General features: G+C 35.1%; 19 protein-coding genes, 1 pseudogene and 1 riboswitch. Of the genes and pseudogenes, 5 read left to right on the top strand and 15 right to left on the bottom strand.

Annotated elements, in window-relative coordinates; translation table 11 throughout:
- The 5 genes and pseudogenes from M0Q17_RS01520 to M0Q17_RS01500 all read right to left on the bottom strand — a co-directional run.
- Window positions 1–206: pseudogene (locus M0Q17_RS01520) on the bottom strand (hypothetical protein); the annotation flags it as partial.
- A complete protein-coding gene (modD, locus tag M0Q17_RS01515) occupies window positions 203–1,021 on the bottom strand; it encodes a ModD protein (protein WP_295082576.1) in 819 nt (272 codons plus the stop codon). The pseudogene M0Q17_RS01520 and the gene modD, both read right to left, overlap by 4 nt.
- Before the next feature lie 17 nt (window positions 1,022–1,038).
- A complete protein-coding gene (locus tag M0Q17_RS01510; protein WP_295082574.1) occupies window positions 1,039–1,824 on the bottom strand; it encodes an ABC transporter ATP-binding protein in 786 nt (261 codons plus the stop codon).
- Window positions 1,815–2,840, bottom strand: coding sequence for an iron ABC transporter permease (locus tag M0Q17_RS01505; RefSeq protein WP_295082573.1), 1,026 nt, complete (start codon window positions 2,838–2,840; stop codon window positions 1,815–1,817). Before M0Q17_RS01505 ends, M0Q17_RS01510 begins: the two co-directional genes overlap by 10 nt.
- 464 nt (window positions 2,841–3,304) lie before the next feature.
- Window positions 3,305–4,081 carry a TOBE domain-containing protein gene (locus tag M0Q17_RS01500; protein WP_295082571.1) on the bottom strand — a complete coding sequence of 259 codons (777 nt, stop codon included), beginning with the start codon at window positions 4,079–4,081 and terminating at the stop codon, window positions 3,305–3,307.
- Between the two features lie 280 nt (window positions 4,082–4,361).
- Between M0Q17_RS01500 and M0Q17_RS01495 the strand changes: the two genes are divergently transcribed.
- Window positions 4,362–4,742 (top strand): YbgC/FadM family acyl-CoA thioesterase, encoded by a 381-nt coding sequence (locus M0Q17_RS01495; protein WP_295082569.1) that lies wholly within the window; start codon window positions 4,362–4,364, stop codon window positions 4,740–4,742.
- Here the strand turns inward: M0Q17_RS01495 and M0Q17_RS01490 are convergent, their stop codons facing one another.
- Both M0Q17_RS01490 and M0Q17_RS01485 read right to left on the bottom strand, forming a co-directional pair.
- Entirely contained in the window at window positions 4,743–5,981 is a 1,239-nt protein-coding gene (locus tag M0Q17_RS01490) for a hypothetical protein (protein WP_295082567.1), read from the bottom strand.
- A complete protein-coding gene (locus M0Q17_RS01485; protein ID WP_295082565.1) occupies window positions 5,978–6,634 on the bottom strand; it encodes a uracil-DNA glycosylase in 657 nt (218 codons plus the stop codon). The genes M0Q17_RS01490 and M0Q17_RS01485 overlap by 4 nt, the downstream gene beginning before the upstream one ends.
- Window positions 6,635–6,744: 110 nt before the next feature.
- Here M0Q17_RS01485 and M0Q17_RS01480 point away from each other — a divergent pair, with 110 nt between their 5' ends.
- A complete protein-coding gene (locus tag M0Q17_RS01480; protein ID WP_295082564.1) occupies window positions 6,745–8,322 on the top strand; it encodes a bifunctional diguanylate cyclase/phosphodiesterase in 1,578 nt (525 codons plus the stop codon).
- Between the two features lie 104 nt (window positions 8,323–8,426).
- Window positions 8,427–10,589, top strand: a complete 2,163-nt coding sequence (locus M0Q17_RS01475; RefSeq protein WP_295082562.1) for a nitrate- and nitrite sensing domain-containing protein — start codon at window positions 8,427–8,429, stop codon at window positions 10,587–10,589.
- A 50-nt stretch (window positions 10,590–10,639) separates the two neighbouring features.
- On the opposite strand, the gene M0Q17_RS01470 is transcribed toward M0Q17_RS01475, so the two are convergent.
- A complete protein-coding gene (locus M0Q17_RS01470; RefSeq protein WP_295082560.1) occupies window positions 10,640–11,026 on the bottom strand; it encodes a class II SORL domain-containing protein in 387 nt (128 codons plus the stop codon).
- 181 nt (window positions 11,027–11,207) lie between these two features.
- On the opposite strand from M0Q17_RS01470, the gene glyS reads away from it, so the two are divergent.
- Window positions 11,208–13,229, top strand: a complete 2,022-nt coding sequence (glyS, locus tag M0Q17_RS01465) for a glycine--tRNA ligase subunit beta (RefSeq protein ID WP_295082558.1) — start codon at window positions 11,208–11,210, stop codon at window positions 13,227–13,229.
- Here the strand turns inward: glyS and M0Q17_RS01460 are convergent.
- From M0Q17_RS01460 to coaBC, 7 genes are all read right to left on the bottom strand, one after another.
- Window positions 13,226–14,740 carry a hypothetical protein gene (locus M0Q17_RS01460; RefSeq protein ID WP_295082556.1) on the bottom strand — a complete coding sequence of 505 codons (1,515 nt, stop codon included), beginning with the start codon at window positions 14,738–14,740 and terminating at the stop codon, window positions 13,226–13,228. The genes glyS and M0Q17_RS01460 overlap by 4 nt on opposite strands.
- A 140-nt stretch (window positions 14,741–14,880) precedes the next feature.
- Window positions 14,881–14,961, bottom strand: a riboswitch (cyclic di-GMP riboswitch).
- A 61-nt stretch (window positions 14,962–15,022) separates the two neighbouring features.
- Window positions 15,023–15,757: a hypothetical protein gene (locus M0Q17_RS01455; protein WP_295082554.1), complete on the bottom strand. Its 735-nt coding sequence runs from the start codon at window positions 15,755–15,757 to the stop codon at window positions 15,023–15,025.
- A 69-nt stretch (window positions 15,758–15,826) separates the two neighbouring features.
- On the bottom strand, window positions 15,827–16,537 hold the full coding sequence (gene truA, locus M0Q17_RS01450) for a tRNA pseudouridine(38-40) synthase TruA (RefSeq protein ID WP_295082552.1): 711 nt from the start codon (window positions 16,535–16,537) through the stop codon (window positions 15,827–15,829).
- Window positions 16,538–17,557, bottom strand: coding sequence for an LptF/LptG family permease (locus M0Q17_RS01445; protein ID WP_295082550.1), 1,020 nt, complete (start codon window positions 17,555–17,557; stop codon window positions 16,538–16,540). It abuts the gene before it with no gap.
- Window positions 17,557–18,372 (bottom strand): A24 family peptidase, encoded by an 816-nt coding sequence (locus M0Q17_RS01440; RefSeq protein ID WP_295082548.1) that lies wholly within the window; start codon window positions 18,370–18,372, stop codon window positions 17,557–17,559. Before M0Q17_RS01440 ends, M0Q17_RS01445 begins: the two co-directional genes overlap by 1 nt.
- Window positions 18,372–19,049: a di-trans,poly-cis-decaprenylcistransferase gene (locus M0Q17_RS01435; RefSeq protein WP_295082546.1), complete on the bottom strand. Its 678-nt coding sequence runs from the start codon at window positions 19,047–19,049 to the stop codon at window positions 18,372–18,374. The genes M0Q17_RS01440 and M0Q17_RS01435 overlap by 1 nt, the downstream gene beginning before the upstream one ends.
- Entirely contained in the window at window positions 19,046–20,314 is a 1,269-nt protein-coding gene (gene coaBC / locus M0Q17_RS01430; RefSeq protein ID WP_295082544.1) for a bifunctional phosphopantothenoylcysteine decarboxylase/phosphopantothenate--cysteine ligase CoaBC, read from the bottom strand. Before coaBC ends, M0Q17_RS01435 begins: the two co-directional genes overlap by 4 nt.
- A 138-nt stretch (window positions 20,315–20,452) precedes the next feature.
- Here coaBC and M0Q17_RS01425 point away from each other — a divergent pair, with 138 nt between their 5' ends.
- Window positions 20,453–21,559, top strand: coding sequence for a multiheme c-type cytochrome (locus M0Q17_RS01425; protein ID WP_295082542.1), 1,107 nt, complete (start codon window positions 20,453–20,455; stop codon window positions 21,557–21,559).
- Window positions 21,560–21,564: the final 5 nt, after the last annotated feature.

Here is a 21,564-nt window from a genome sequence, read left to right as displayed (position 1 = left end):
TCAACTCCTCTAAAAATAAGCGCAAAGAAAACTGTTACAAGAGAGATAGAGAGATTTAGTATGATGGCATGGAGCGTATCAATTTTAAGGATACCTACTAAAAACGGTAATCTAAATTCTGCTCCACCAAGTCCTATAAGTCCGCCAAGTGTTCCAATGATGCTAGAGCCAAAAAAGCTTTTGAGTTTTATAAATCTTCTCTTCATAATACCTCTTTTATAGTGACTTTAATATCAAGAGGTTTTGCATGGTAGGGCGAAGAAGTGACTATAAAATCAACTCCGCACCTTGCAAACTCAGCGATATTTTTCTCATGAATTCCGCCAGTTGCAGAGAGCAAAAGATAAGGAAACTCTTTTTTTAGTGCCACACACTCTTTTAATAGAGTAAAATTCATCTTTTCACATTGAAGTATGTCAGCACCAATAGATGCAAAGTAGCGGGCTTGCTGGGGACTCTCAACTTCAACAGCGACTTTTTTCTCTATAAAGGCATACTTTAATTTTTTGAAGCTTTTTTCCAACTCCGCTTTATCACTAAAAAAGTTTAGATGCTGTTCAAATATCAAAATAGAGTCAAAAAGCCCAATTCTATGGGGCGCTCCGCCACCGCACATGATAGCTTTTAGCATAAGCTCTTTGACTCCGGGGAAGTTTTTTCTAGTAGTTGAGACGCTTATATTTGGGTTTACCTCTTTAGCTAGAGTAACCATTTTGTGAGTATAGGTTGCGATACCGCTCATGTACTCAAAAATATTTTGGGAGATTTTCCACGCTTTATGAAGTTTTGAAGCCTCTGCTTTGCACTCTAAGATTGCCTCTTGAGCCATAACTTTATCGCCGTTTTTCTTGAAAAAGGTGTGTTTAATTTCAAGTTTATTTAAAATACCTCTAACTTCATCAACTCCACAAAGCACAATCTCTGCTTTTGATGCAAAGCTCATAACACCCTTTTTCTCGCCAATGCCTAGCCCATAGGTAGTTAAGTCAAAATAACCTGCATCCTCAAATAGTAAATCCATTTTAAAATCCTCTGTTTTTATATAGTTTTTTGAAAAATCGGAACACATCTTTTGTGTGAATCGTGTGTGATAATGTCTGCATTGATTGAGTAAACATCTTGAATCATCTCTTTTGTAATTACCTTATGTGGCGCACCGTCTGCTATGATTTTACCGCCGTTTATAACCACTACTCGGCTTGATATTAAAAGTGCATGGTCAGGGTAGTGAGTTGTTTTTAAAAATGTATATCCCTGCGCACTCAACTCATTTATAAGCTCTAAAAGTCTTATCTGATTGCCATAATCAAGCCCTGCAACAGGCTCATCCATGATAAAAATATTGACCTCTTGAGCAATAGAGCGAGCAAGCAGAACCATCTGTTTTTGTCCGCCGCTTAGCTGCCCAAAAGCTTTATCCTTAAGATGCCAAATACCTATTTTTTGGAGTGCTTTGTTTGCTACTTCGTAATCATTCGCACTAGCAAGGGCAAAAAAGCCAAGTTTTGAGATTCTCCCCATAAGTACCATCTCCATGACGGAGTAGTTAAAAGGAGTGTTGTTATACTGCGGAATATAGGCAATATAAGAGGCTATATCTCTATGCGAATGGTTTGTTATAGTTTTGTCGTTTATCAAAATATCGCCACTTCCATATAGGAGTTTTAAGATAAGCTTTATGAGCGTACTTTTTCCGCATCCGTTTGGTCCAAGCAAGGAGACGACTTCACCTTTGTAGAGTTTTAAATCTACGCCTGATAAGATTTTGTGTGTTTTGTATGAAAAATGCAAATTTTTTACATCGATAAGAGGCTTTAGTTCCATGCTGCCCTCGCATTTTTGAGAACTATGATAAAAATAGGTATCCCAATGAGTGAAGTTAAAATCCCAATAGGTATCTCAACGCTAAGAGCAAGCCGTGAAATAGCATCAGCAAGAAGCAAAAAAGCGCCTCCAACAATCGCTGAGAGAGGAATGAGCAGACGATGAGAAGGACCAACTGCCATGCGGATAATGTGCGGTATGATTAACCCAACCCAACCGATAATCCCAGCCATAACAACTGACAAAGAACTAGCCAATGTCGCAAGTATGATAGCTATGATGCGTATAAGTTTTACATTTACGCCAAGTGCTTTTGCCTCTTCATCTCCTAAGCTCATAAGGTCGAAATATTTGCTCATAAATATCATCCCAGTGATACTTATCAAAATAGGAATTGCTACAAGAAAAACCTCATTTAACTGCGCCATAGCAAGCGAGCCCATAAGCCAGTAAACTATGGCAGGCAGGGTGCTGTAAGGGTCTGCAACATATTTGATAACGGATAAAAGAGAGGTAAATAAAGAGCCGCTTATAACGCCGCCAAGAACAAGCATCACGGTAGAGCGGGAGTTTGTTACCATGGAGCCGATAAGCACGGCAAAACCTACAGATATAAACCCAAATCCAAATGCTACTATCTGCACAATATACCAATGCTCAGAGATAAGCATCCCTAAAGCTGCGCCAAAAGATGCCCCAGCGAGTACGCCTAAGATACCCGGAGAGACAAGAGGATTTACAAACATAGCTTGAAAAACTGCTCCGCTAGTAGCAAGTGCTGCGCCGATAAGGATGGCTAGGAGTATGCGTGGGAGCCTGATATTGAAGATAATATTTTCTATTAATGCAAAAGATTGAGTATCGCTTTGCTCATTTAAAAAAAGTTTATAATCCAAATAGTTCATAAACGTAGATATCTCAATATCATACTGCCCCCAAAAGAGAGAAAACAGCGCTAAAAGCACCAAAAATAGCATTGCAACAGATAGATATTTTATCTCTTTTGTATAATTCATCTAAAACCTAAGTAGGCAAAAAAAGTAGGTAAGTTTTTTTAACATATTAATTTCCTGATTATGATTTTTATATATTTTAAAAATATATATAAATCTAGCGAAACAACTTTTAGCTTTGTATATGTAGCTTGTTTTGGACATTTAACAAGAGAAGTTAGAGAGAAAAAAGAGGGTAGCTTAATTCTGTAGGGCACATAAAAAAAGTGTTCGCTAGGTTTTTGAGGCGTAAACGCCTCAGAAAATAGTGCGCTAATTTTCTGCACTATCTTCTGAAGAGTTTTTTTATAGTTTGATAATGTCTTTAATTTAAAGAAAGAGAGGTTTTGTATCTTTTGTGATATAACGATATATATAAAAAGCATAGCCATTCACTCCTTTAAATATTTTTATGAAACATTCGTTATATCTCATAAAGCATAACGAATGTTAATCTAATAATTCTTAAAGTTTTATTTAATCGAAGATTATAAGCCTATTATAATATCATTGGTGTTGATTAGAGCGTAAGCTTTAGAGCCTATTTTTAAAGAAGTGGCACTCTCTTTAGCTAAAAGAGCAATAAGCACTATATTTTCATTTATCCTAAAAGAGAGTTCTATCGACTCTTGAGATATCTCTATAAACTCGATATTTCCATCGAGGATATTTATATTTTTACTTGAAATAGGGGCTTCGTTTAGGATGAGAATATCGCTTGACTTTATGATAGCATATACCTTACTCTCTGTATGTAGTCCCATATTTTTTGTTGATTTTGCCGTTATAGTCGAAGTTAAAGAGCAACCTCTAAAAAGAGAGAGCTCTATATCTGCGTTTAAACCATTGAATTTTATACTCTGTATAGTAGAGGGAAGTTGGTTTCTAGCACTTGTGGTCAAAAAGGTTCTGTTTAATATTCTCGCCAAATGCTCCGCATCATCGCCTGCTTCTGTAAAACGATCTATGAATTGGCGATGTACCTCGTTTAGGCGGTCGTAAGTCTTTATAAGTTTATACGCATAAGGAGTAAGAGTCGTCCCGCCTCCGCCTTTTCCTCCAGTCGTTCTTGTGATAAGCGGTTCATCTGCAAGCTTGTTCATAGAGTTTATACGTTCCCAAGCCGCTTTATAGCTCATCTTCATCTCTTTAGCCGCTGCATTTATAGAACCGCTGTTTTGTATCTTTTTTAAAAGCTCAATTCTTCCTGAACCTAAAAAGCTCTCATTATCTTTTGTTAACCAAAAACGACCGTCTATCTTCATGTAAAATACCTTATATAAAAAATAGTATAGGTGCTTAAAAAAAGCGATTTCATTATAGTATCAAAATTTACTTTTGTAAACATTCAAGCCTTAATCAAAGTCTCTCAAGGCAGTGTTATATCATATTGATGCAGAGCTTATTGTGATTGGTAAAAAAGATTGTTTTAATGATTATTACTTATACTTTCTTACTAGCTTTTAGATAAAATGAAAGGCAATTTATAAATGAAATTATATTTATATAAAAAATGCAAAAGTTCAATAATATAAGGGTTTCAAGGTGCAAATACGAGTTTATTACGAAGATACGGATACTGGGGGAGTGGTTTATCACTCCAACTACCTCAATTTTTGTGAGCGTGCAAGGAGTGAAGCTTTTTTTAGAGTTGGGTTAACTCCGGTTTTACAAAACGGTCACTTTGTGGCTAGAAGGGTGGAGGCAGATTATATCTCTAGTGCAAAGCTCGGTGATATGCTACAGGTAAAGACGAAATTTCTAGAGATGAGAGCGGCTTCATTTAAGTTGTCGCAGAGCATCTATAGGGATGAAAAAAAGATATTTGAGCTACATATAACTTTGGCATATATAAACTTCGAGGGAAACCCTCAAAAGATTACAAAAAATGTCGAGGAGCTAATTGCTTCACTCTTTACAAGCTAGTCAAAAAGGTATAAATCTTGATACTGATGGCTTAAGCAGGTTTATGGGATATATCATTTGATTGTTAATGTTTTGTATATCGTACTCTCGATTTTCTCCACTTATGAGATGAGAAAAGTAGTCAATTCCTACAGTTGTCGTGTAGTTTATCCAATCATAAACTATATCATTTCCTAAGAGGGAATTTGTCTCAATCAAAACATCCTTATTTTGTGTAATTGAGTTTGCAATTATCATGTTCTTTCTGTCATGATACTGCGTTAGAGAGAAGAGCAGCGGGTTATAATTTGTCTGCGTAGAGAGTATGCTTGTGGCATTTGTGTCATAAAGAGTAAGTTGAGATATTATCATACCGCTTTTTACGATGGGAGTGTTTATGAAAAAAGAGCCTTCGTTTATCTCCTTGTTCTCTTTTAGCTGCTTTTGGAGATTTGTCGTTTCCTGCGGAATGGAGAATTTTATAACTACAGGCTTCTTCTTGGGAGTAGGGGAGCTTAAGCTTATGCTTTTATCTTGAGAGCCTTTGTGTACAAAAGCATACTCCTGATATTTTGACAACTGTACTCCGATTGTTGATTCGTCATAAAATATAATTAGCGGTGATACTGACTCATTTAAAAGCAGATCGGTTTGGGCTTTGTAATCTATCCCTCCATAGTTAAGGTAGCTTGAAGTAGTTTTTGTGTCTTTTTTGTTTATGGTTGGAAAAAATATATTGATATCTGGATTTATGTTTGAGACAACCGCTTCACCATCTTGAGTTAGCGGCGCAATAACATAGGAAAAGCCATCTTTTTTTATCTGCTTTAGCACTTTTAAAATCTCCTCATGGCTTTCGTCCTCTATTGTATAACTCTTTAGTTCAAAAGGACGGTTTTTTGACATCATGTAGGCAAACGAAGCGTTTGTTGTTGAAGCTGCATATCTTCCTATTTTTTTATATGGCAGAAGTAGGGCAATACGAAGTTTACTTCCGGTAAGAATTTTCTTAATATTGAATATTGCCAAATACTCTTCTCTTCTTGCTTCTAAAACATCATCTTCAAGCCTCTGATTTGCGTGGGCTAAAAAGGAGAAGATATGCCCATTTTCAAGATGTTCTTGCAAGCACTCTTTATTACATGGGTAGGGGTCTAGATTTTGTACATCTGTTTTTGGAAGAGGGATGTCTGATATGAGAAAACTCTTTGCACAAAGTAGTGCAGGCAACAGCATCGCAAATAAATATAATTTTTTCATAGACAACTCTTTATGGTTTTGAGATCATTGAATGTTACCTTTTTATCATCTGGATTTCTAAGAAGATGATTTGGATGATAAATAGGAATCAACATGTAATCCTTAAAGTTTATAACATGACCTCTTACTCGTTGAAAATTTTCATCTTCGGATGTAACTTTAGCATAAGCATCCTTTCCTAAAGTAACAACAACTTTTGGTTTTACAAATTCTATCTGTGAAAAGAGGTAATCTTTGCATGAATCCCACTCTGAACTTGATGGAGTATTTGAGTGTAAAGGTTTGCATTTTATAGCATGCGTAAAGTAGACATCTTGCAGACGTAACTCTAAAACATTTTCTATCATATCTTTTAGCATCTCGCCACTTCTTCCGCAAAAGTAGGAGTTTGCAGTATCTTCACTATAAGAGACCGTATAGTCTATAATCATAAGAGTAGCATTTGGGTTTCCATAACCGCTCATACTTTGTGACCTTGATTTGTTTAAGTCGCACAGATGGCATGTGGATATATTTTTACTCAATGTATTAAGATCATAAGATTTTTCATTTGAACTTATCTTGTTTATAGAAAATGAGTCACTGTATTCAAATCCAAGGGCTTTGAGGCGATATAAATTCTGAAGAAGAAGTAGATTCTGAAAAGAGTTCAACCGTGACCTTTTTTTGATATTTTAAGAGATGAGAGTATATAAAAATAGTGGTTAAAATCTACTTTATGAACTTTGGGGTAGAATGATAAAAATATTTTAAAAGAGTAATATTGAGTATTGAAAATAATATATTAGATGTAGATAGTTTTAAGTTAAAGTCTTCTAGTGAAATTCAAAAAATCATTAAAAATATTGAAAATTCAAAGAGAGAAAATGTTCTTATACATATAGTCTCTTTTATTCATAACACTGTTTTGGTGCAAAATTTGAAAAATGAGTTAAATGGGTTATTTCCAAACGCCAAGATAGTTCTGCTCAAGCATCATGATAAAAAAAATACGCAATTGACACTCTACTCCTTAAAAAAAGATATAAATCAACAAGATATCAGCGATGAAATAGCTAAAGAACTTTATATGCAAGCAGGGCAAAGTGAGCGTAGTATAAAAGAGTACAGGAATAAACTTTTCAGTAGATACTTTACCGACCATCTCACTAACTTGCCAAATACTTATAAGCTAAGAAATGATTTAGATGAATTTAAAGAGTTTGCTCTTGTGGTATTTAATATAGATAATTTTCAAACAATCAACAATTATTACGGATACATAGTTGGTGATTACGTTATTGAAAAAGTGGCAAAATTTCTTCAAGAAAATATTCCCCAATATCATATCTATAAGCTCTCAGGAGATGAATTTGCCTTTATTATAGACAAAGGAGTGGGCTTTTATGAACTAAAAGAGTATCTTGAAGATCTTTATGCAAGGCTTCAGCATATTATAGTGGAGTATCAAGATATTAATATATATGTTGATTTTACGCTTGCATCTTCGACAAATAGAGATAGTGCAAATATATTTTCAAAAGTTTCAATGGCATTAAGGTATGCAAAAGAGATAGGTGTGAAATATTGGATATATGAAGATAGAATGAATTTTGAAAATGAGTATGAGAGAAATTTAAAGCTCTCTGCAATCGTAAGAGAAGCGGTTGAAAACCAAAGAATAGTACCCTACTATCAAGCTATAGTCGATAGTAAAACACTGCAAATAAAAAAATATGAGTGTTTAGCTAGACTTATAGATAAAAATGAAAAAATACTCTCCCCGACTCTTTTTATTCCTATTGCAAAGAGGATAAAAGTTTACAATACCGTAACAAAAGCCATAATAGACAAGTCATTTGAAACATTTGAAAACAGTGAATTTGAATTTAGCATAAATCTCTCTATCGAAGATATTATGAGCAGTGAAATTTTCAATTTTATCGTCAAAAAGTTAAAAAATTCAAGAGCATCTAACAGAGTAATCTTTGAACTGCTAGAATCAGATGCTGTTGAGGACTTTAAAAAAGTTGAGCGCTTTATAAGTGAGGTCAAAAGATATGGAGCCCAAATAGCTATTGATGATTTTGGGAGCGGTTATTCTAACTTTGGATATTTGACAAGGATGAACGTTGATTTTATAAAAATAGACGGCTCTTTAGTAAAAGACATAGATATAGATAAAAATGCGCTTTTAGTAGTGCAAACTATTGTCGAATTTGCCAAAAAATTAAATATCAAAACCATAGCAGAGTATGTTCACACAAGCACCATAAGGGACATTATAGAAAAACTAGGAGTTGACTATTCTCAAGGCTTCTACATTGATGAACCGTCTATCTCCCCTTGCAAGGCTAAATAATTTTTTCTAATAATTAAAATTTTATTAAAAAAACACTTAAGTATCATAGTAAAAAAAACATTTATGTGATAAAATTAACACTTAAAAAAAAGAGGGAGTGTGATATGATTCATAATATGTCTATAAAACTTAAGATGGCGCTCATAGTTACTGTACCTATTACCGTTTTATTAATTTTATTTGGTATGGGTAGTTATAAAAGCTATAAAGAGGTAAAAACTTTAAACCATATACAAGAGATGGTTGGCTTTGCTCAAAAGAGCAGCTCGCTTGTACACAATCTTCAAAAAGAGAGAGGCGCATCAGCGGGAGTTATCAGCTCTAAGGGAGCTAAATTTTCTTCAGAACTGAGTTCTATCCGCAAAGATACGGATCAGACTTTAGCCGACCTTCAAAGTTACTACTCCTCTATGGCTCTAGATGCATATTCCCAAGAGCTTAAATCTAAAATGGCAAATGCACTCCAAAATCTTAAAAAGCTCAAAGGCATTAGAGAGCAGGTGGATTCACTAAGTGTTGCAGTAAGCATCCCCGTTGTTTACTATACAAAAACAAATAATGATTTTATAGCATCTATAGAAGAGATAGCAAAAATGAGCTCTAATGCTCAAATGAACAATCTTATCAACGCCTTTGTGAACCTTTTAGCTTCTAAAGAGAGAGCAGGGCTAGAGAGAGCGGTTTTATCTTCGACATTTTCAGGAGATAAATTTGCTCCAGGATTTTATGAAAGATTTATAGGTCTTTTAAATGCACAAGAGATATTTATGGATAAATTCCTCTTTTTAGCACCTGAGGATCTTGCGGCATTTTATACACAAGTAATGAGTGCGGAGGTGGTAAGTAAAGTCCAAGAGATGAGAAAAACTGCTCTTGAAAATCCAAACGGAGGGTTTGGCGTTGATGCTACTTACTGGTTCGCTACTATTACTTCAAAGATAGATTTGCTTAAAAAAGTAGAAGACAAAGTCTCTTTAAGCCTAAGAGAAAAGATTATAGAGCTTGAAGATAGCGCATCTAATAGTATGCTTTTTGGACTTATGTTAGGTGTGATTATCGTAGGTTTTGTTCTTTTTTTCAGCTTCTATATTTCAAACACTTTGGCAAAACGAATAAATCGTTTTAAAGATGAGATAGATGACATCGTCTCCTCAAAAGATTTTTCAAAAAAAATTACCGGCTCTGCAATGGATGAGATAGGTTTTATTCAACAATCTGCAAATCATCTCTCTTGTGTTGCTAATAACGCCATCAAGGATTCCAGAGAGAACTTGCAAAGAGCGCAAGAAGAGTCAAAAGAGAATCAAGAACGTCTTGAAGCAAATAAACTTACCCTCTCCTTGACTGAGCTTCTAAACGATGGCGCAACATCCGGTGTGGGAAGTGTTCAAGTGGGTTTGTCAACAAACATGGCGTCCTTAAAAGATATCAATGATAAAAATGTGCAGACTGAAATAGTTGTTGAAGATGTGAAAAAATCTACAGACGAGATGGTCATGTCTTTAAATAGTATTTCTGAAAAAATGCAAGGTAGTAGAGAAAATTCTGAGCAGTTAAACAGCAGTGTGAATGAGATAACAAATGTTATATCGCTCATTAAAGATATAAGCGATCAAACAAATCTTCTCGCACTTAATGCTGCTATAGAAGCAGCTCGTGCAGGCGAACATGGAAGAGGCTTTGCCGTGGTTGCAGATGAAGTGCGCAAACTTGCAGAGAGAACGCAAAAAGCAACGAATGAAGTAGAGGTAAATATAAATCTTTTAAAACAAAACAGCTCATATATGCAAGAGTTTTCTGAGCATATGAATCAAGAAATTTCAACATCTTTAGAAAAACTTGATGTTTTTAACGTAAGTCTTCATGGATTAGTAGATGGAGCAAAAGATATCCAGCTTGCAAATAAAAAAATCTCAAATGAGCTCTTTATTACTCTTGCAAAACTAGACCATATTGCGTTTAAACTTAGTGGATACAGTGCTGTATTTAAGGATGACCATAACTTTAAATTCTCAGATCATACAAGCTGTAGATTTGGTAAATGGTATATGGGAGATGCAAAAGCGTCATTTTCTTTAACTGCTTCATACGGCAAAATTGACCCTATCCATAAAACGGTACATGATAAAGTTAGAACTATCCCTGATTATATTAAAGACGGTTCTGTTAAAAATGCAGATAAAATTATTGCGGCATTTGGTGATGCAGAAAGAGCTTCAAAGGAACTCTTTATTACTCTAGATACAATGGCTGAGGAGATAAAATAGAGTCTTGCGAGTTGTGCCGCTTATTATAGCGGCGGTCACTCTGTTTATAACTACTTAGTTACTTCTACGACTTTTTCAGTTGATTCCCAAACACCGTGTTTTGTGCAGTATGCTTGAGCGGTAAGTTTTAGTTTGCTCCCAGTTGGAATGATGTTAAATGTTACTGTTGCATGAGCTTTTATATTTCCAAGTGTCCCAGGAGTAAAATCAGCACGAGCTAAAAGTACATCCCCATTAAAGAGTGACATATTAGCTATGTAGTGGTCAAAATCATCAGGGTGAGAGTATTCATTTCCCATTTTTACAGTAATACTAAACAGCTCACCCTCTTTAGCACTATCCGCACAGTGGATAAATGGTGAATGACGGTCTATATAATCTTTTTTACTTTCTCTCTCAACAGTATCTATATCAACGTAACGATTTATTTTTGGCATTTTTTGATCCTTTTATTTTAAGTTTGAGCGGTATTGTAACTACAATGTCATTTACAAAAAAGATAACTAATTGTTTATCTGTTTTGATTAAGACTTCTTTAATTTAGGGCTCTACTTTATAAGTATTTAACAAAAATATAGATAAAATCGCGTCAATAATATTGAAATAAAGAGTCTATTTATGATTAAACCATTACTAATTGAGATTGGGGTTGAAGAGCTTCCTGCAATTCCACTTTTAAAAGAGTTAAGCAACATTGAAAAAAAATATGCTGATATTTTAGAGAAAAACTCACTTCTATGCGAGTTTGAATTTTACTATACTCCTCGTCGTTTGGTTTTGTGGCATAGGGAGTTTAAGACCGAGCAAGATGACAGTAGCGAGGAGTTTTTTGGAGCGCCAATAGATGTCGCGTACAAAGATGGGATGCCAACTCCTGCAGCACTTGGTTTTGCAAAGAAATGTGGCGTAGATATTAAAGAGATAGGCTCTGCTCAAAAAGGTGCAAAAGAGGTTCTTTACTATAAGAAAGAGTTAAAAGGAAAGTCTTCTGTTTTGCTTTTGAATGAGATAATCAACGAGTGGATTAGATCTTTGGACTTTGGTAAATCCATGAGATGGGGTAGTCTAGAGGAGAGCTTTATTCGCCCGATTCGCTGGGTAAATGTACTCTTTGGCGACGAACTTGTAGAGATAGAACTTTTTGGAGTTAAATCAAAAAAAGAGACTTTTGTGCACCGTACAAGTAATTTTGGTGCAGTCGCAATTGACAGCGCAAAGGAGTATTTTGAGACTCTTAAGGAGGGCGGAGTAACTCTTTTTCCAGAGGTTAGGCGCGAGGATATATTAAATGATTTTAAGAGATTAGAAAAACAAAACAGTGTCAACATAGAGATAGATAATGATTTACTTGATGAAGTCGTGGCAATCGCTGAGCATCCTAGAGCGATTTTAGGTACCTTTGATGAAACTTTTTTAGAGCTTCCACCTGAAGTTATCATCACGTCTATGAAAGAGCATCAAAGATATTTTCCCGTTTTTAAAGATGCTAAACTCATAAACAAGTTTGTTGTAGTCTCAAACGCTTTAACAGAGGATTTTTCTAAAGTTATACAGGGCAACGAGAAAGTTTTGCGTCCTCGCTTGGCAGATGCACTTTTCTTTTATAACAATGACCTAAAAAAAGGACTCAGCACTGAGGGACTTGAAAAAGTTGTGTTTATGAAGGGACTTGGAACTGTTGCTGACAAGATAGAGCGAGAGAGAAAAATAGCTAATGCTCTTTTTGACATGTATAAGCCAAAAGATTCAAGCAAGGAGATGCTCACTCGTGCGATATCTCTTGCAAAAGCTGATTTAATGAGCGAGATGGTTTATGAGTTTACGGAGCTTCAAGGTCTTATGGGTTACTATTATGCTAAAGTGGCAGGGGAGAGCGATGAAGTGGCAATTGCCATAAAAGAGCAATATCTGCCCGAGGGTGAAGATAGCAAACTTCCTTCAACGACTATGAGCGCTATTGTTGCTATGAGTTTAAAGCTTGATACTCTTTTGGGTCTCTTTAGCGTAAATCAAATTCCAACAGGCTCGCGTGACCCTTTTGCTTTGCGCCGCGCGGTAAATGGGCTTATAAGAATTACAAAAGAGCACAACTTAGAGTTTGATATTGTCGAAACTCTAAAGTATTTGAGTAAAGAGTATGTAAAATTTGACATCTCAAAACTTGAGCAGTTTTTCTTAGAGAGAGTAAGACAATACTTTAAAGTAAATCCTTCTATCATAGAAGCCGTACTCTCAAGCGGCGAAAGAGAGCTTCTTAAAATAGGTAAAAAAATAGAAGCACTAGAGAATATGGTTAGTAGTGAAGGCTTCGGCGAATCATTTTCAACATTTAAAAGAGTTGCAAATATCACTAAAGATATTGATATGTCTAGCAAATTTAGCGTTGATGCAAAACTTTTTCAAGAGAGTGCAGAAGAGCTTCTTTTTGCAAGATACAGTGAAGTTAGTGGAGCTAAATATGCTTCATACGAAGAGGAGCTTGATGCTCTTTTAGGACTTAAACCAGAACTTGACAAATTTTTTGACGATGTTATGGTAAATGCCGAAGATGAGTCTGTACGTAACAACAGAAAATCTCTTGTTGCTTCTATATACAAAAGTATTTTAAATATAGCAGACATTAAAGAGGTAAGCGTTTAAGCATCTTCAAGGAGTATTTTTTTTGAGGTTAGCGCTTTTAAGAGAGAGTTTCTAATAGAGAGATAAGCGGTTTTGTTTTGTGCTAAAATCTTTTCATCTCTCCTCTCTTGTCTCTTTAGTGCGTCTATCTCTCTTTTTTTATTGTTATATTTAAGTAACTGAGCTTTGGTTGCCATTTTTGAGAGCAGCTTGACTTTTTCATCTTTTTTTATCTGTATCTCTTGCTGAATTTCTCTTATGTCATTTTTTAAACTACCGGCTTCTTCGCTATTTTTAGATGAATCAAGGGAATCAACATATATATTTAATCTTTTTGTAGCATAAATAAGAGTTTGTTCTATCTTTTCTACCTCTTTTGCTATTTTGGCATTGTATTCAACAGGTGAAAAAGAGCCTACAAGAAGCTCTGAAATCTTCTCTTCAAGCTCTAGTCTCTGCTCTATTGTTGCATCAAGTGATATCTCTGTTTTTACATATATTTTTACAATTGACATCATTGATGCAACATTCCATTTCATTTTGTTTGAAGCTTCAATCTCTGGAACTTTGTATTTTTGTCCATCTAAAACAACTATATTTAATGAGTAGTATTTTAAAAATTCTATTATGTATTTATTTGAAATGCTAAGTTCTGATAGTATTAGGTTTGTTATATGAATAAACACCTCTTTGAAGTGTATTCTAAAAATATATCCTGAAAATCCTTTGAAAAAATCATCGTTTTGACCAAAAGTATTTGTTAAATTTTCGGTTACAATCGACTGTATAAGTGAAAATGCATATTTCTCATAGGTAAAATTATCGATTTTTTTCTCAAGCATATACAAATCTACAAACTGCTCTGCTACAGAGTAGAAGAAATTTTTATTTTCATCTTTTATAAAGAAATCGTTATAAAATGATTTTAGTTCCTTTTCTGCAATACCGTTGTATCTGTTTGCGATTGTATTTTTTTCTTTTTCTGAAATTTTTCTGATATTGCAGTCACTAAATAATTTTATAAATGTTTGATTGTTTTTAATGATAACAATATCGCTTTTTTGAAGCTCAAATGCTTCTTTAACTGCATATTTTAAAAGCTCTTTTTTGTTTATCTCTTCATTGTTAATTTTGTTTACAAAATGTGTAAGTTGAAGTGTTAACTCTTTTTGAAGACATATCAAATCATCTTTATCGTTGTAGTTATACTGTATGTACTCTTCATTCTTATCTATTATATCTATGATTGCATCAAGGTTTACGCTATCTTTTGGTTCTGTTTTATAGGGAATGAGTTTAACAAAAAGTTTATCTTCAGTGATTTTGAACATGGTATATCCAATAGATTCAAAATGCTCTCTTATAGACTTTTTTATCTCTTGTTGAACCTCTTTGTTTAGCAAAGATGAAGATTCAAAATTTTCGCTTAAATAGCAGAGTAAGTCCTCGTTATGTTCACTGCTCCATTTAAAGTCAACCCTAGGAGTATCTATAATAGTTTTTACGTGAGTTTTTAGTCTTTGCAGCGACATTTTATAAAACCAATTTCGTAAATATTATAATTAAACTTTTTAGTAGATAAGACATGATTTCCTTAAAAAAAATAGACAAATAGCTTATTGATAAATTTCGGATGCAAGAATCAAAAACATATGTTGTTTTATGATAAATAAGTTGCAATCCGACTATCTTGCATTACACAAGATTCGTGACTTTCCGTCCCTATTTCACAATAAGTTTGGCTTTATATATAATGAAGTGTAATGATAGCAAAATAAGCTAAAAAATATCTTTTTTAAGTTTTTTTTAAAATTTTATGACGTTTTTATGATTTGCGGAGGATATTTAGAGAATGCTTTTTTAAAGGCATTGGCTCTTACATCTTTAAATTTGCCAGTCGCCACGGGAGGTAGAAAATATGCTCCCTCTTGGCTCTCCATAACGTCATAATTACTATCGTACATAAATGCTATCTCTTTATCGAGCTTTTTTGCCTGAGCTGATAAATTTCTGGCATAAGCGATAATGTTTTTATGATGTCTATCAAACTTATTACCTGAGCCAAAAAAGACAAATTTACCATTTAGGCGGATATTTAGATAGTCGTGATAGTTGAGTTCTTTGTCATATCTTGTGAGCTGATTACTTGTATATTTGTCCAAGTCTGCATCAAACTCCTCTAGGATAGGTGTTGGCTCTATGTTTGGTCTGTTTATATTGAAAAGATATTTTATCTCTATGAGTTTGCCTCTGTATCCATCTTTTATAGCAGAAGCAAAGAGGTTACAGTTGTTGTCAAAATTTAGTTCGCAAAACTTGCCATCAAACTCGTAACCTTGAGAAGCAAGTTTAGAGTTTGTGTTGTAACCAACCGGAGAGAGAGTAGGGTTATATAAAAAGATGGTGCCCGCTACAGTTTTGCGTTTTTTACCCAAAAGCTCTTCTAGCTGAGGCACATCTATAATTTCGTTGCCCTCAGGTATATAGATGTAGTGTTGAGTTAAATATTCTACATCAAAACTTGTTGAAAATATTCCAAATGTCTGCAAATTAAATCCTCTAATATTTATTCGAATTATACTCTAATTCTGCACTATTGATGAGGCAGTAAAATAGAGTTAATACTTAATTTTGGCTAAAAACAGACCGTTGCTTTTAGCAGGCTTGATTTTGTACTTTTTTTTGCATTGGAGTTGCTCTGTTATCTCTTTGAAGTCGAGTTGTAAAAGTGCCCCTACCATCAATCTAATCTGGCTTCTTAAGAAACCGTTAGCCTCAAAGTTTAGGATTATATATCCCTTGTGTTTGTATGCAAAGGCTCTGTAGATTACTCTGGTTGTATTTTTAACATCACTGCCGCTTTTCATAAAAAACTCAAAATCATGTTCGCCGAGGAAGAGCTTTATGTTTTTCTCTATTTTTGAAAAATGCGCATCTTCTAAAAAAGTCACAAAACTCTCTTCAAATGGATTGCTCTGAGACTCTTTTATGATGTATCTATAGACTCTTTTTTTTGCGCTGTATCTTGCATGAAAAGAAGTATCTACAGACTCTATCTTTTTAACAAGGATAGAGGAAGGAAGCATATCATTTAGAGCTGATTTTAGTCTCTTTAGGTCGCTCCAAAACTCAGGTAAATCAACATGGCAAATTTGTCCGTTTGCATGAACACCCCTGTCTGTTCTTCCGCTTGCTATGACTTTTGCATCTATATTGAGTTGATGCAGCACGTGTTCTAGTTGCCCAAGAATAGTGTTTTTTGAGCTTTTTTGCGTTTGAGAACCCAAAAAATTTGTGCCGTTATAGGCAAGGGTTAAAGCAGCTCTCATTTAAAATTTGGCAACAATCGTTTTTTTGTAGATAATATAGGTCGCTATCAGCCAGCCAAAAATCAAAAGAGGTACGGTGTATGTGGATATAGCCAGCTGAAGTCCAACGACAAGCGCATCATATATTATTACGGAGAGAAAAAGATATAGATAAACTTTCCCCTTTTGGTGTCTTACATGTACAATCCCGATGCTCGCAATTAAAAAAAGACTTAAAATCGGAAAGAGAGAAAAGAGAGTGTTTGTAACAAGTTTTTTTGTTGTTTTAGCGGATGGTTCTGTTGGAAACCAGTATTGCATTGGCGTTTGATACTCATCAAGATTTGTCTTTAGGGTATCATTTATATACATTGTTTTAAAATTAATTTGCGTAAATTTTTCCGCAGAGTAGCTATATCCTTCCCCATCACTAAGCTTGAGTCTCAAAATTCCTGCATCATTTATTATTTTTGCTCTTTTAGCACCTATGAGAACCTCTTCGTCTTGCTTTTTGTTAAACAAAATTACATCAGAGTATGTTGCGTCTAAATCTTCTTTTCCTATATATAGAAGCCACTCGCCAAATTTATGTCCAAACTCTGAGGCTGAGAGATTAAATTTTGCTTCGCTTTTTTTATGAGAGATAAAATTATTTGAGAGCACCTTCGCATGTGGAAAAAGAACCAAAAAATCAAAGAGCAATATTATCGACAAAAGGAGTGCAGGCAGAAAAAATGTTTTTAAAATAAACTTTGGACGAATTCCAAGAGCAAAAAGTACAACTATCTCATTGTCGTTTGAGAGCTTAAAAAGCGCAAGCGTAGCAGCTACAAAAAATGAGATTGGCAGTGTATAAAAAAGAAGCTCTGGCAGCATAAATAAAAAGAGTTTGCTCATCTCCAAGATAGATAGCTGGATAACTGCCGTATAGGTAGCCATTTTTATTAAAAAGACTACAGATGCAATCGAAAAAAGAGGTAAAAATATAGATAAAAATAGGATTGAAAGAGACTCTCTTATATAGTTTTGCAATATTTTCATTAGTAGTTTGCCTCTATGTATCTTAAAATTGGGCTGTCAAATAGATAGACTGCAAATGTGGCAATCGCCAAAAATGGTACAAAAGGAACTCTTTGCTGCTCTTTTGAGCCTTTCATGACAAATAGCATAACAGGTAGTGCTAAAAGTGCCGATAAAAAAATCCCAACAAGTGCAAGCTTGACTCCAAGAAGTGCACCCATAGTAGCTCCAACCATTATATCGCCTTCGCCCATAGCTTCTATAAAAGGGTAGGTGTGGTAATTTTTACTCCACGATGTTATGGTTTTTTTAGCATCTCTATGCGCTGATGCGGTAAGCATGTAGGAAAGGGCAAACCGAAGCAATGTAAAGCCACCCGCAAATAGCAGCGCATTTTGAAAGTTAATTACAACACCGCTTATGTTCCAAGCCCCAAGAATTGCAAATACTAAAGCTAAAAGATTTAAAGAGTCTGGAACCATCTTATATTTGAAGTCTATCATGGAGATTCCAAGAAGAGTTAAAAAGCTAAATCCAATGAGCAGAATTGGAATATTTAACCCAAACTTGATTACCAAAGCTAAAAATACAAGACCTGAGATTAGCTCAATTAGCGGGTATTGAAAAGATATTTTTGAGCCGCAAAATGCACATTTGCCTCTTAAAAATATCCATGAAAAAAGAGGTATGTTGTGCCAAGGTTTAAGAGTGTTTTTGCAGGTAGGACAGTGAGAAAAATCATGTACTATGCTCTCATCTTGCGGAAGCCTTAAGATAACGACATTTAAGAAGGAACCAAGCAGTAAACCGAGGATAAAAGCGATTAAGAGTTCCACTACTTCAGCCCTCCAAATTTTCTCTCAATTTTTGTAAAATCTTTTATGATTTTCTCAAGTTCATCCGTTGTAAAATCAGGCCAAAGCGTATCTGTAAAAAAAAGCTCGGCATAAGCGGCTTGCCAAAGCAAAAAATTAGAGAGCCTTTTGTCTCCGCCCGTTCGAATAATCAAATCAACGTCATCCTTGCAATCAAGCGCATTTGTAAGCATCTCTTTAGTGATGCTCTCTTGAGAATTTTTAATCTTGTTTATGGCTCTTAATATCTCATCATGAGCCCCGTAATTGAGTGCTAAAGATTGAACCAAACCGTCACAGTGAGCAGTTTTTTCTTTTACGTTTTGAATTGTATGTTGAAGTGATTTTGAGAATGCTCTTAAATCGCCGATAGGCTCAAATCTTATGTTGTTTTGAAGGTAACTCTCAAGCTCGTTTTCTAAATATTTTTGCAAAAGTTTCATTAAAAATTCTACTTCAAGAGTAGGTCTTTTCCAGTTTTCTGTTGAAAAAGCATAGAGAGTCAATCTCTGTATGTCCTCATTTCGTGAGCAAAATTCAGTAATGGCTCTGACTGTTTTAGCACCAGCTTCATGCCCTTTTGCTCTTTTTTGCTCTCTTAGCTTTGCCCATCTGCCGTTACCATCCATAATAATGGCTATATGTCTTGCCCTATTCATATATTTTTTGCATGTTCTAGGATTTCAAAGGATACGCTGAGTTTGTCAGATTTGGCGATAAACTCTCTCTTGTTTGGAAGTATAAACTCTATCTCGTTGGTGTCAGTTCCAAAGCTTGATGAATTTTTTAAAACATTCAAACAAACTGCATCAACACCTTTGTCCTCTATCATTTTCAGAGCATTTGCTGCGGCATTTTCTTCATCCATTTCAGCTTTAAAGCCAATTGTCACAATATCGGTTTTATCAATTTCGCTTAAGATGTCAATATTTTGCTTAAGCTTCAGATCCCACGTATCTCCTAGATGCTCTTTTTTAAGTTTAGCATCCTGCGGATATGCTGCAACATAGTCACTTACTGCTGCTACCATAAAGAGATAGGGTTTTTTTTGAATGAGATGAATCTGCTCCTCTTTCATAAGTGTTGCTTTTGAGAGCTTTGCCTTTTTTGCTATGCGAACGGAGTCTTTGAGATACTCTAGCATCTCTGCAGAGCTTTGGGTATCTATGGTGTAAAGCTCAAGCGGGAGATCTTTATCAAACTTTGAAGATATAAGGTTGACATCTGCACCCTTGCAGTATAGTGCAGTTGCCAGAGCTGAAGCCATTTTTCCGCTTGAAAAATTTGAAATATAACGAACCTCATCTATCTTCTCAACAGTTCCTCCGCCAGTTACAATAACTCTTCTGTCCGTCCAAAACTCCTCTTTAAGCAGAGCCTTTGCGCAGTGCCAAAAAATCTCCTGCGGTTCAGCCATTGCGCCATCGCCAACTGTTTTACATGCAAGCTCTTTTGTCTGCGTATCAACTATCTCATAGTTTGCAATAGAGAGCATTTTGAGATTGCCCTTTGTTATAGGATTGTTTATCATGTTTGTGTTTGCAGAGGGAGCGATTATCTTTAGATGTGGGTAGGCTAAAGCAGTCTGCAGGAGCATATTGTCAGCTATAGCATTTGCGAGTTTTGCTACAGTGTTTGCGGTTGCGGGAGCAATAACTAGAAGATCTGCCCATTCGCCCGCTTTTATGTGGTTATGCGAGGTAACCCATGATTCGTTTATGTCATCGAGCACTCTGTTTGAAGTAAGGGCTTCAAAGGAGAGTGGAGTTACAAACTTTTTGGCAGCTTCGCTCATTATGACCTTAACTTGCGCACCTGCTTTACTTAGCAATCTGACAAGTTCAAGTGCTTTATAAGCAGCGATTGAGCCTGTGACTCCTAAGAGAATTTTCTTATTTTTTAGCAAATCCGGCGATACAAGCATAATTTACCTCATTATTTTTGTTTTTGATGTATTTTAACACGAAAAGACTTAAGCGGCTTTAGTTGTTGATACAAATCAAGCATTAAATTTTAATGAGTGTTAAGATTGCAACTTATAATAATTAAAAGGAAATTTTATATGGAAAAGATAGTTTTACTGGCATTGGTTTTAACATCATTGCTTTTTGCAAAATCTGCAACGCAAATATGCAAGAAGTGTCATCCGATTATAGTTGAAGAGTTTGAGGGTTCAATGCATAAAAACTCCTCCATATATGATGATGCAATCCATAAAGCAGTCTGGGATATACATCCTTTAAAAGCAAAAGATAATTATGTGTGTGCTCAGTGCCATATTCCAAATGCTAAAAATGAGGAGGAAGCTAAAGAGGGCATTACATGTGTGAGTTGTCACACGATAAAGAACGTAGAAGAGCATGCAAGCGTAAATAAAAATGTTTACTCCAAAGACAAAAAAACATTCTACTCAACAGAAGCCGGCAGAGAAGGCGAGAAGGTAGTTTATAAAAAAGAGAGTTCTTTGTTTGGTATGAACAAAAGCAGTGTAGGTTCGCCTTATCATGACATAGACTACACTAACGAGAAGTTTCAAAATGCTAAAATGTGCTTAGGCTGTCACTCACATAGACAAAATTCAAATGAGTTTATGATTTGCGAAACATCAAAAGAGGGCGCTAAAAACAAAGAAGAGAACTGCATAACGTGTCACATGCCAAAGGTTGAGGGAACGACAACAACTATTAAAAAGACTCAAAAACACTCTTTTCATGGGTTTGCAGGAGCTAGAAAAAATCCTCAATTACTCTCAGAGTATGTTGGTTTGGATTTTAAAAAGAGCTCAAATGGCTTCGAGATAACCATTGATAACAAAGCCCCGCATGACCTTATGCTTCATCCTCTTAGAGTTGTAGAACTTAGAGTAAATCTTTTACAAAATAACAATATTACTCAATTAAAGAGGCACTCTTTTGTTAAGGTAATAGGCAATGAAGAGGGACCTTCAATGCCATGGCTTGCAAATAGAGTTCTTGTTGATTCAATGCTAAAGAGTAAAGAAAAAAGAAGCATAAGTTATGAGACTGCTCTTAAAAGTGGAGATAAAATCGAGGTTCAGCTTGGATACTTTGTCGTAAATCCAAAGGCTCTTAAAAAGCTTAATTTAGAAGAAAATGAGGATGCTAAGAAGTTTACAATTTTAAAACAACAACACTTTACAGTAGAGTAGCCAAA

Origin of the sequence: Sulfurimonas sp., from assembly GCF_023229105.1 — a bacterium.
Taxonomy (GTDB): domain Bacteria; phylum Campylobacterota; class Campylobacteria; order Campylobacterales; family Sulfurimonadaceae; genus Sulfurimonas.
The sequence above is the reverse complement of the archived record's forward strand: the minus strand, read 5'-3'. Positions and strand labels throughout refer to the sequence as shown.

Excerpts from the sequence above, each read along its gene's own strand:
- glyS (WP_295082558.1), top strand. The coding sequence starts at position 11,208 with ATGATTAAACCATTACTAATTGAGATTGGGGTTGAAGAGCTTCCTGCA.
- coaBC (WP_295082544.1), bottom strand. The coding sequence starts at position 20,314 with ATGCTTGTATCGCCGGATTTGCTAAAAAATAAGAAAATTCTCTTAGGA.
- modD (WP_295082576.1), bottom strand. The coding sequence starts at position 1,021 with ATGGATTTACTATTTGAGGATGCAGGTTATTTTGACTTAACTACCTAT.
- M0Q17_RS01475 (WP_295082562.1), top strand. The coding sequence starts at position 8,427 with ATGATTCATAATATGTCTATAAAACTTAAGATGGCGCTCATAGTTACT.
- M0Q17_RS01470 (WP_295082560.1), bottom strand. The coding sequence starts at position 11,026 with ATGCCAAAAATAAATCGTTACGTTGATATAGATACTGTTGAGAGAGAA.
- truA (WP_295082552.1), bottom strand. The coding sequence starts at position 16,537 with ATGAGAGCTGCTTTAACCCTTGCCTATAACGGCACAAATTTTTTGGGT.
- M0Q17_RS01500 (WP_295082571.1), bottom strand. The coding sequence starts at position 4,081 with ATGAAGATAGACGGTCGTTTTTGGTTAACAAAAGATAATGAGAGCTTT.
- M0Q17_RS01505 (WP_295082573.1), bottom strand. The coding sequence starts at position 2,840 with ATGAATTATACAAAAGAGATAAAATATCTATCTGTTGCAATGCTATTT.
- M0Q17_RS01460 (WP_295082556.1), bottom strand. The coding sequence starts at position 14,740 with ATGTCGCTGCAAAGACTAAAAACTCACGTAAAAACTATTATAGATACT.
- M0Q17_RS01435 (WP_295082546.1), bottom strand. The coding sequence starts at position 19,049 with ATGAATAGGGCAAGACATATAGCCATTATTATGGATGGTAACGGCAGA.
- M0Q17_RS01490 (WP_295082567.1), bottom strand. The coding sequence starts at position 5,981 with ATGAAAAAATTATATTTATTTGCGATGCTGTTGCCTGCACTACTTTGT.
- M0Q17_RS01510 (WP_295082574.1), bottom strand. The coding sequence starts at position 1,824 with ATGGAACTAAAGCCTCTTATCGATGTAAAAAATTTGCATTTTTCATAC.
- M0Q17_RS01425 (WP_295082542.1), top strand. The coding sequence starts at position 20,453 with ATGGAAAAGATAGTTTTACTGGCATTGGTTTTAACATCATTGCTTTTT.
- M0Q17_RS01445 (WP_295082550.1), bottom strand. The coding sequence starts at position 17,557 with ATGAAAATATTGCAAAACTATATAAGAGAGTCTCTTTCAATCCTATTT.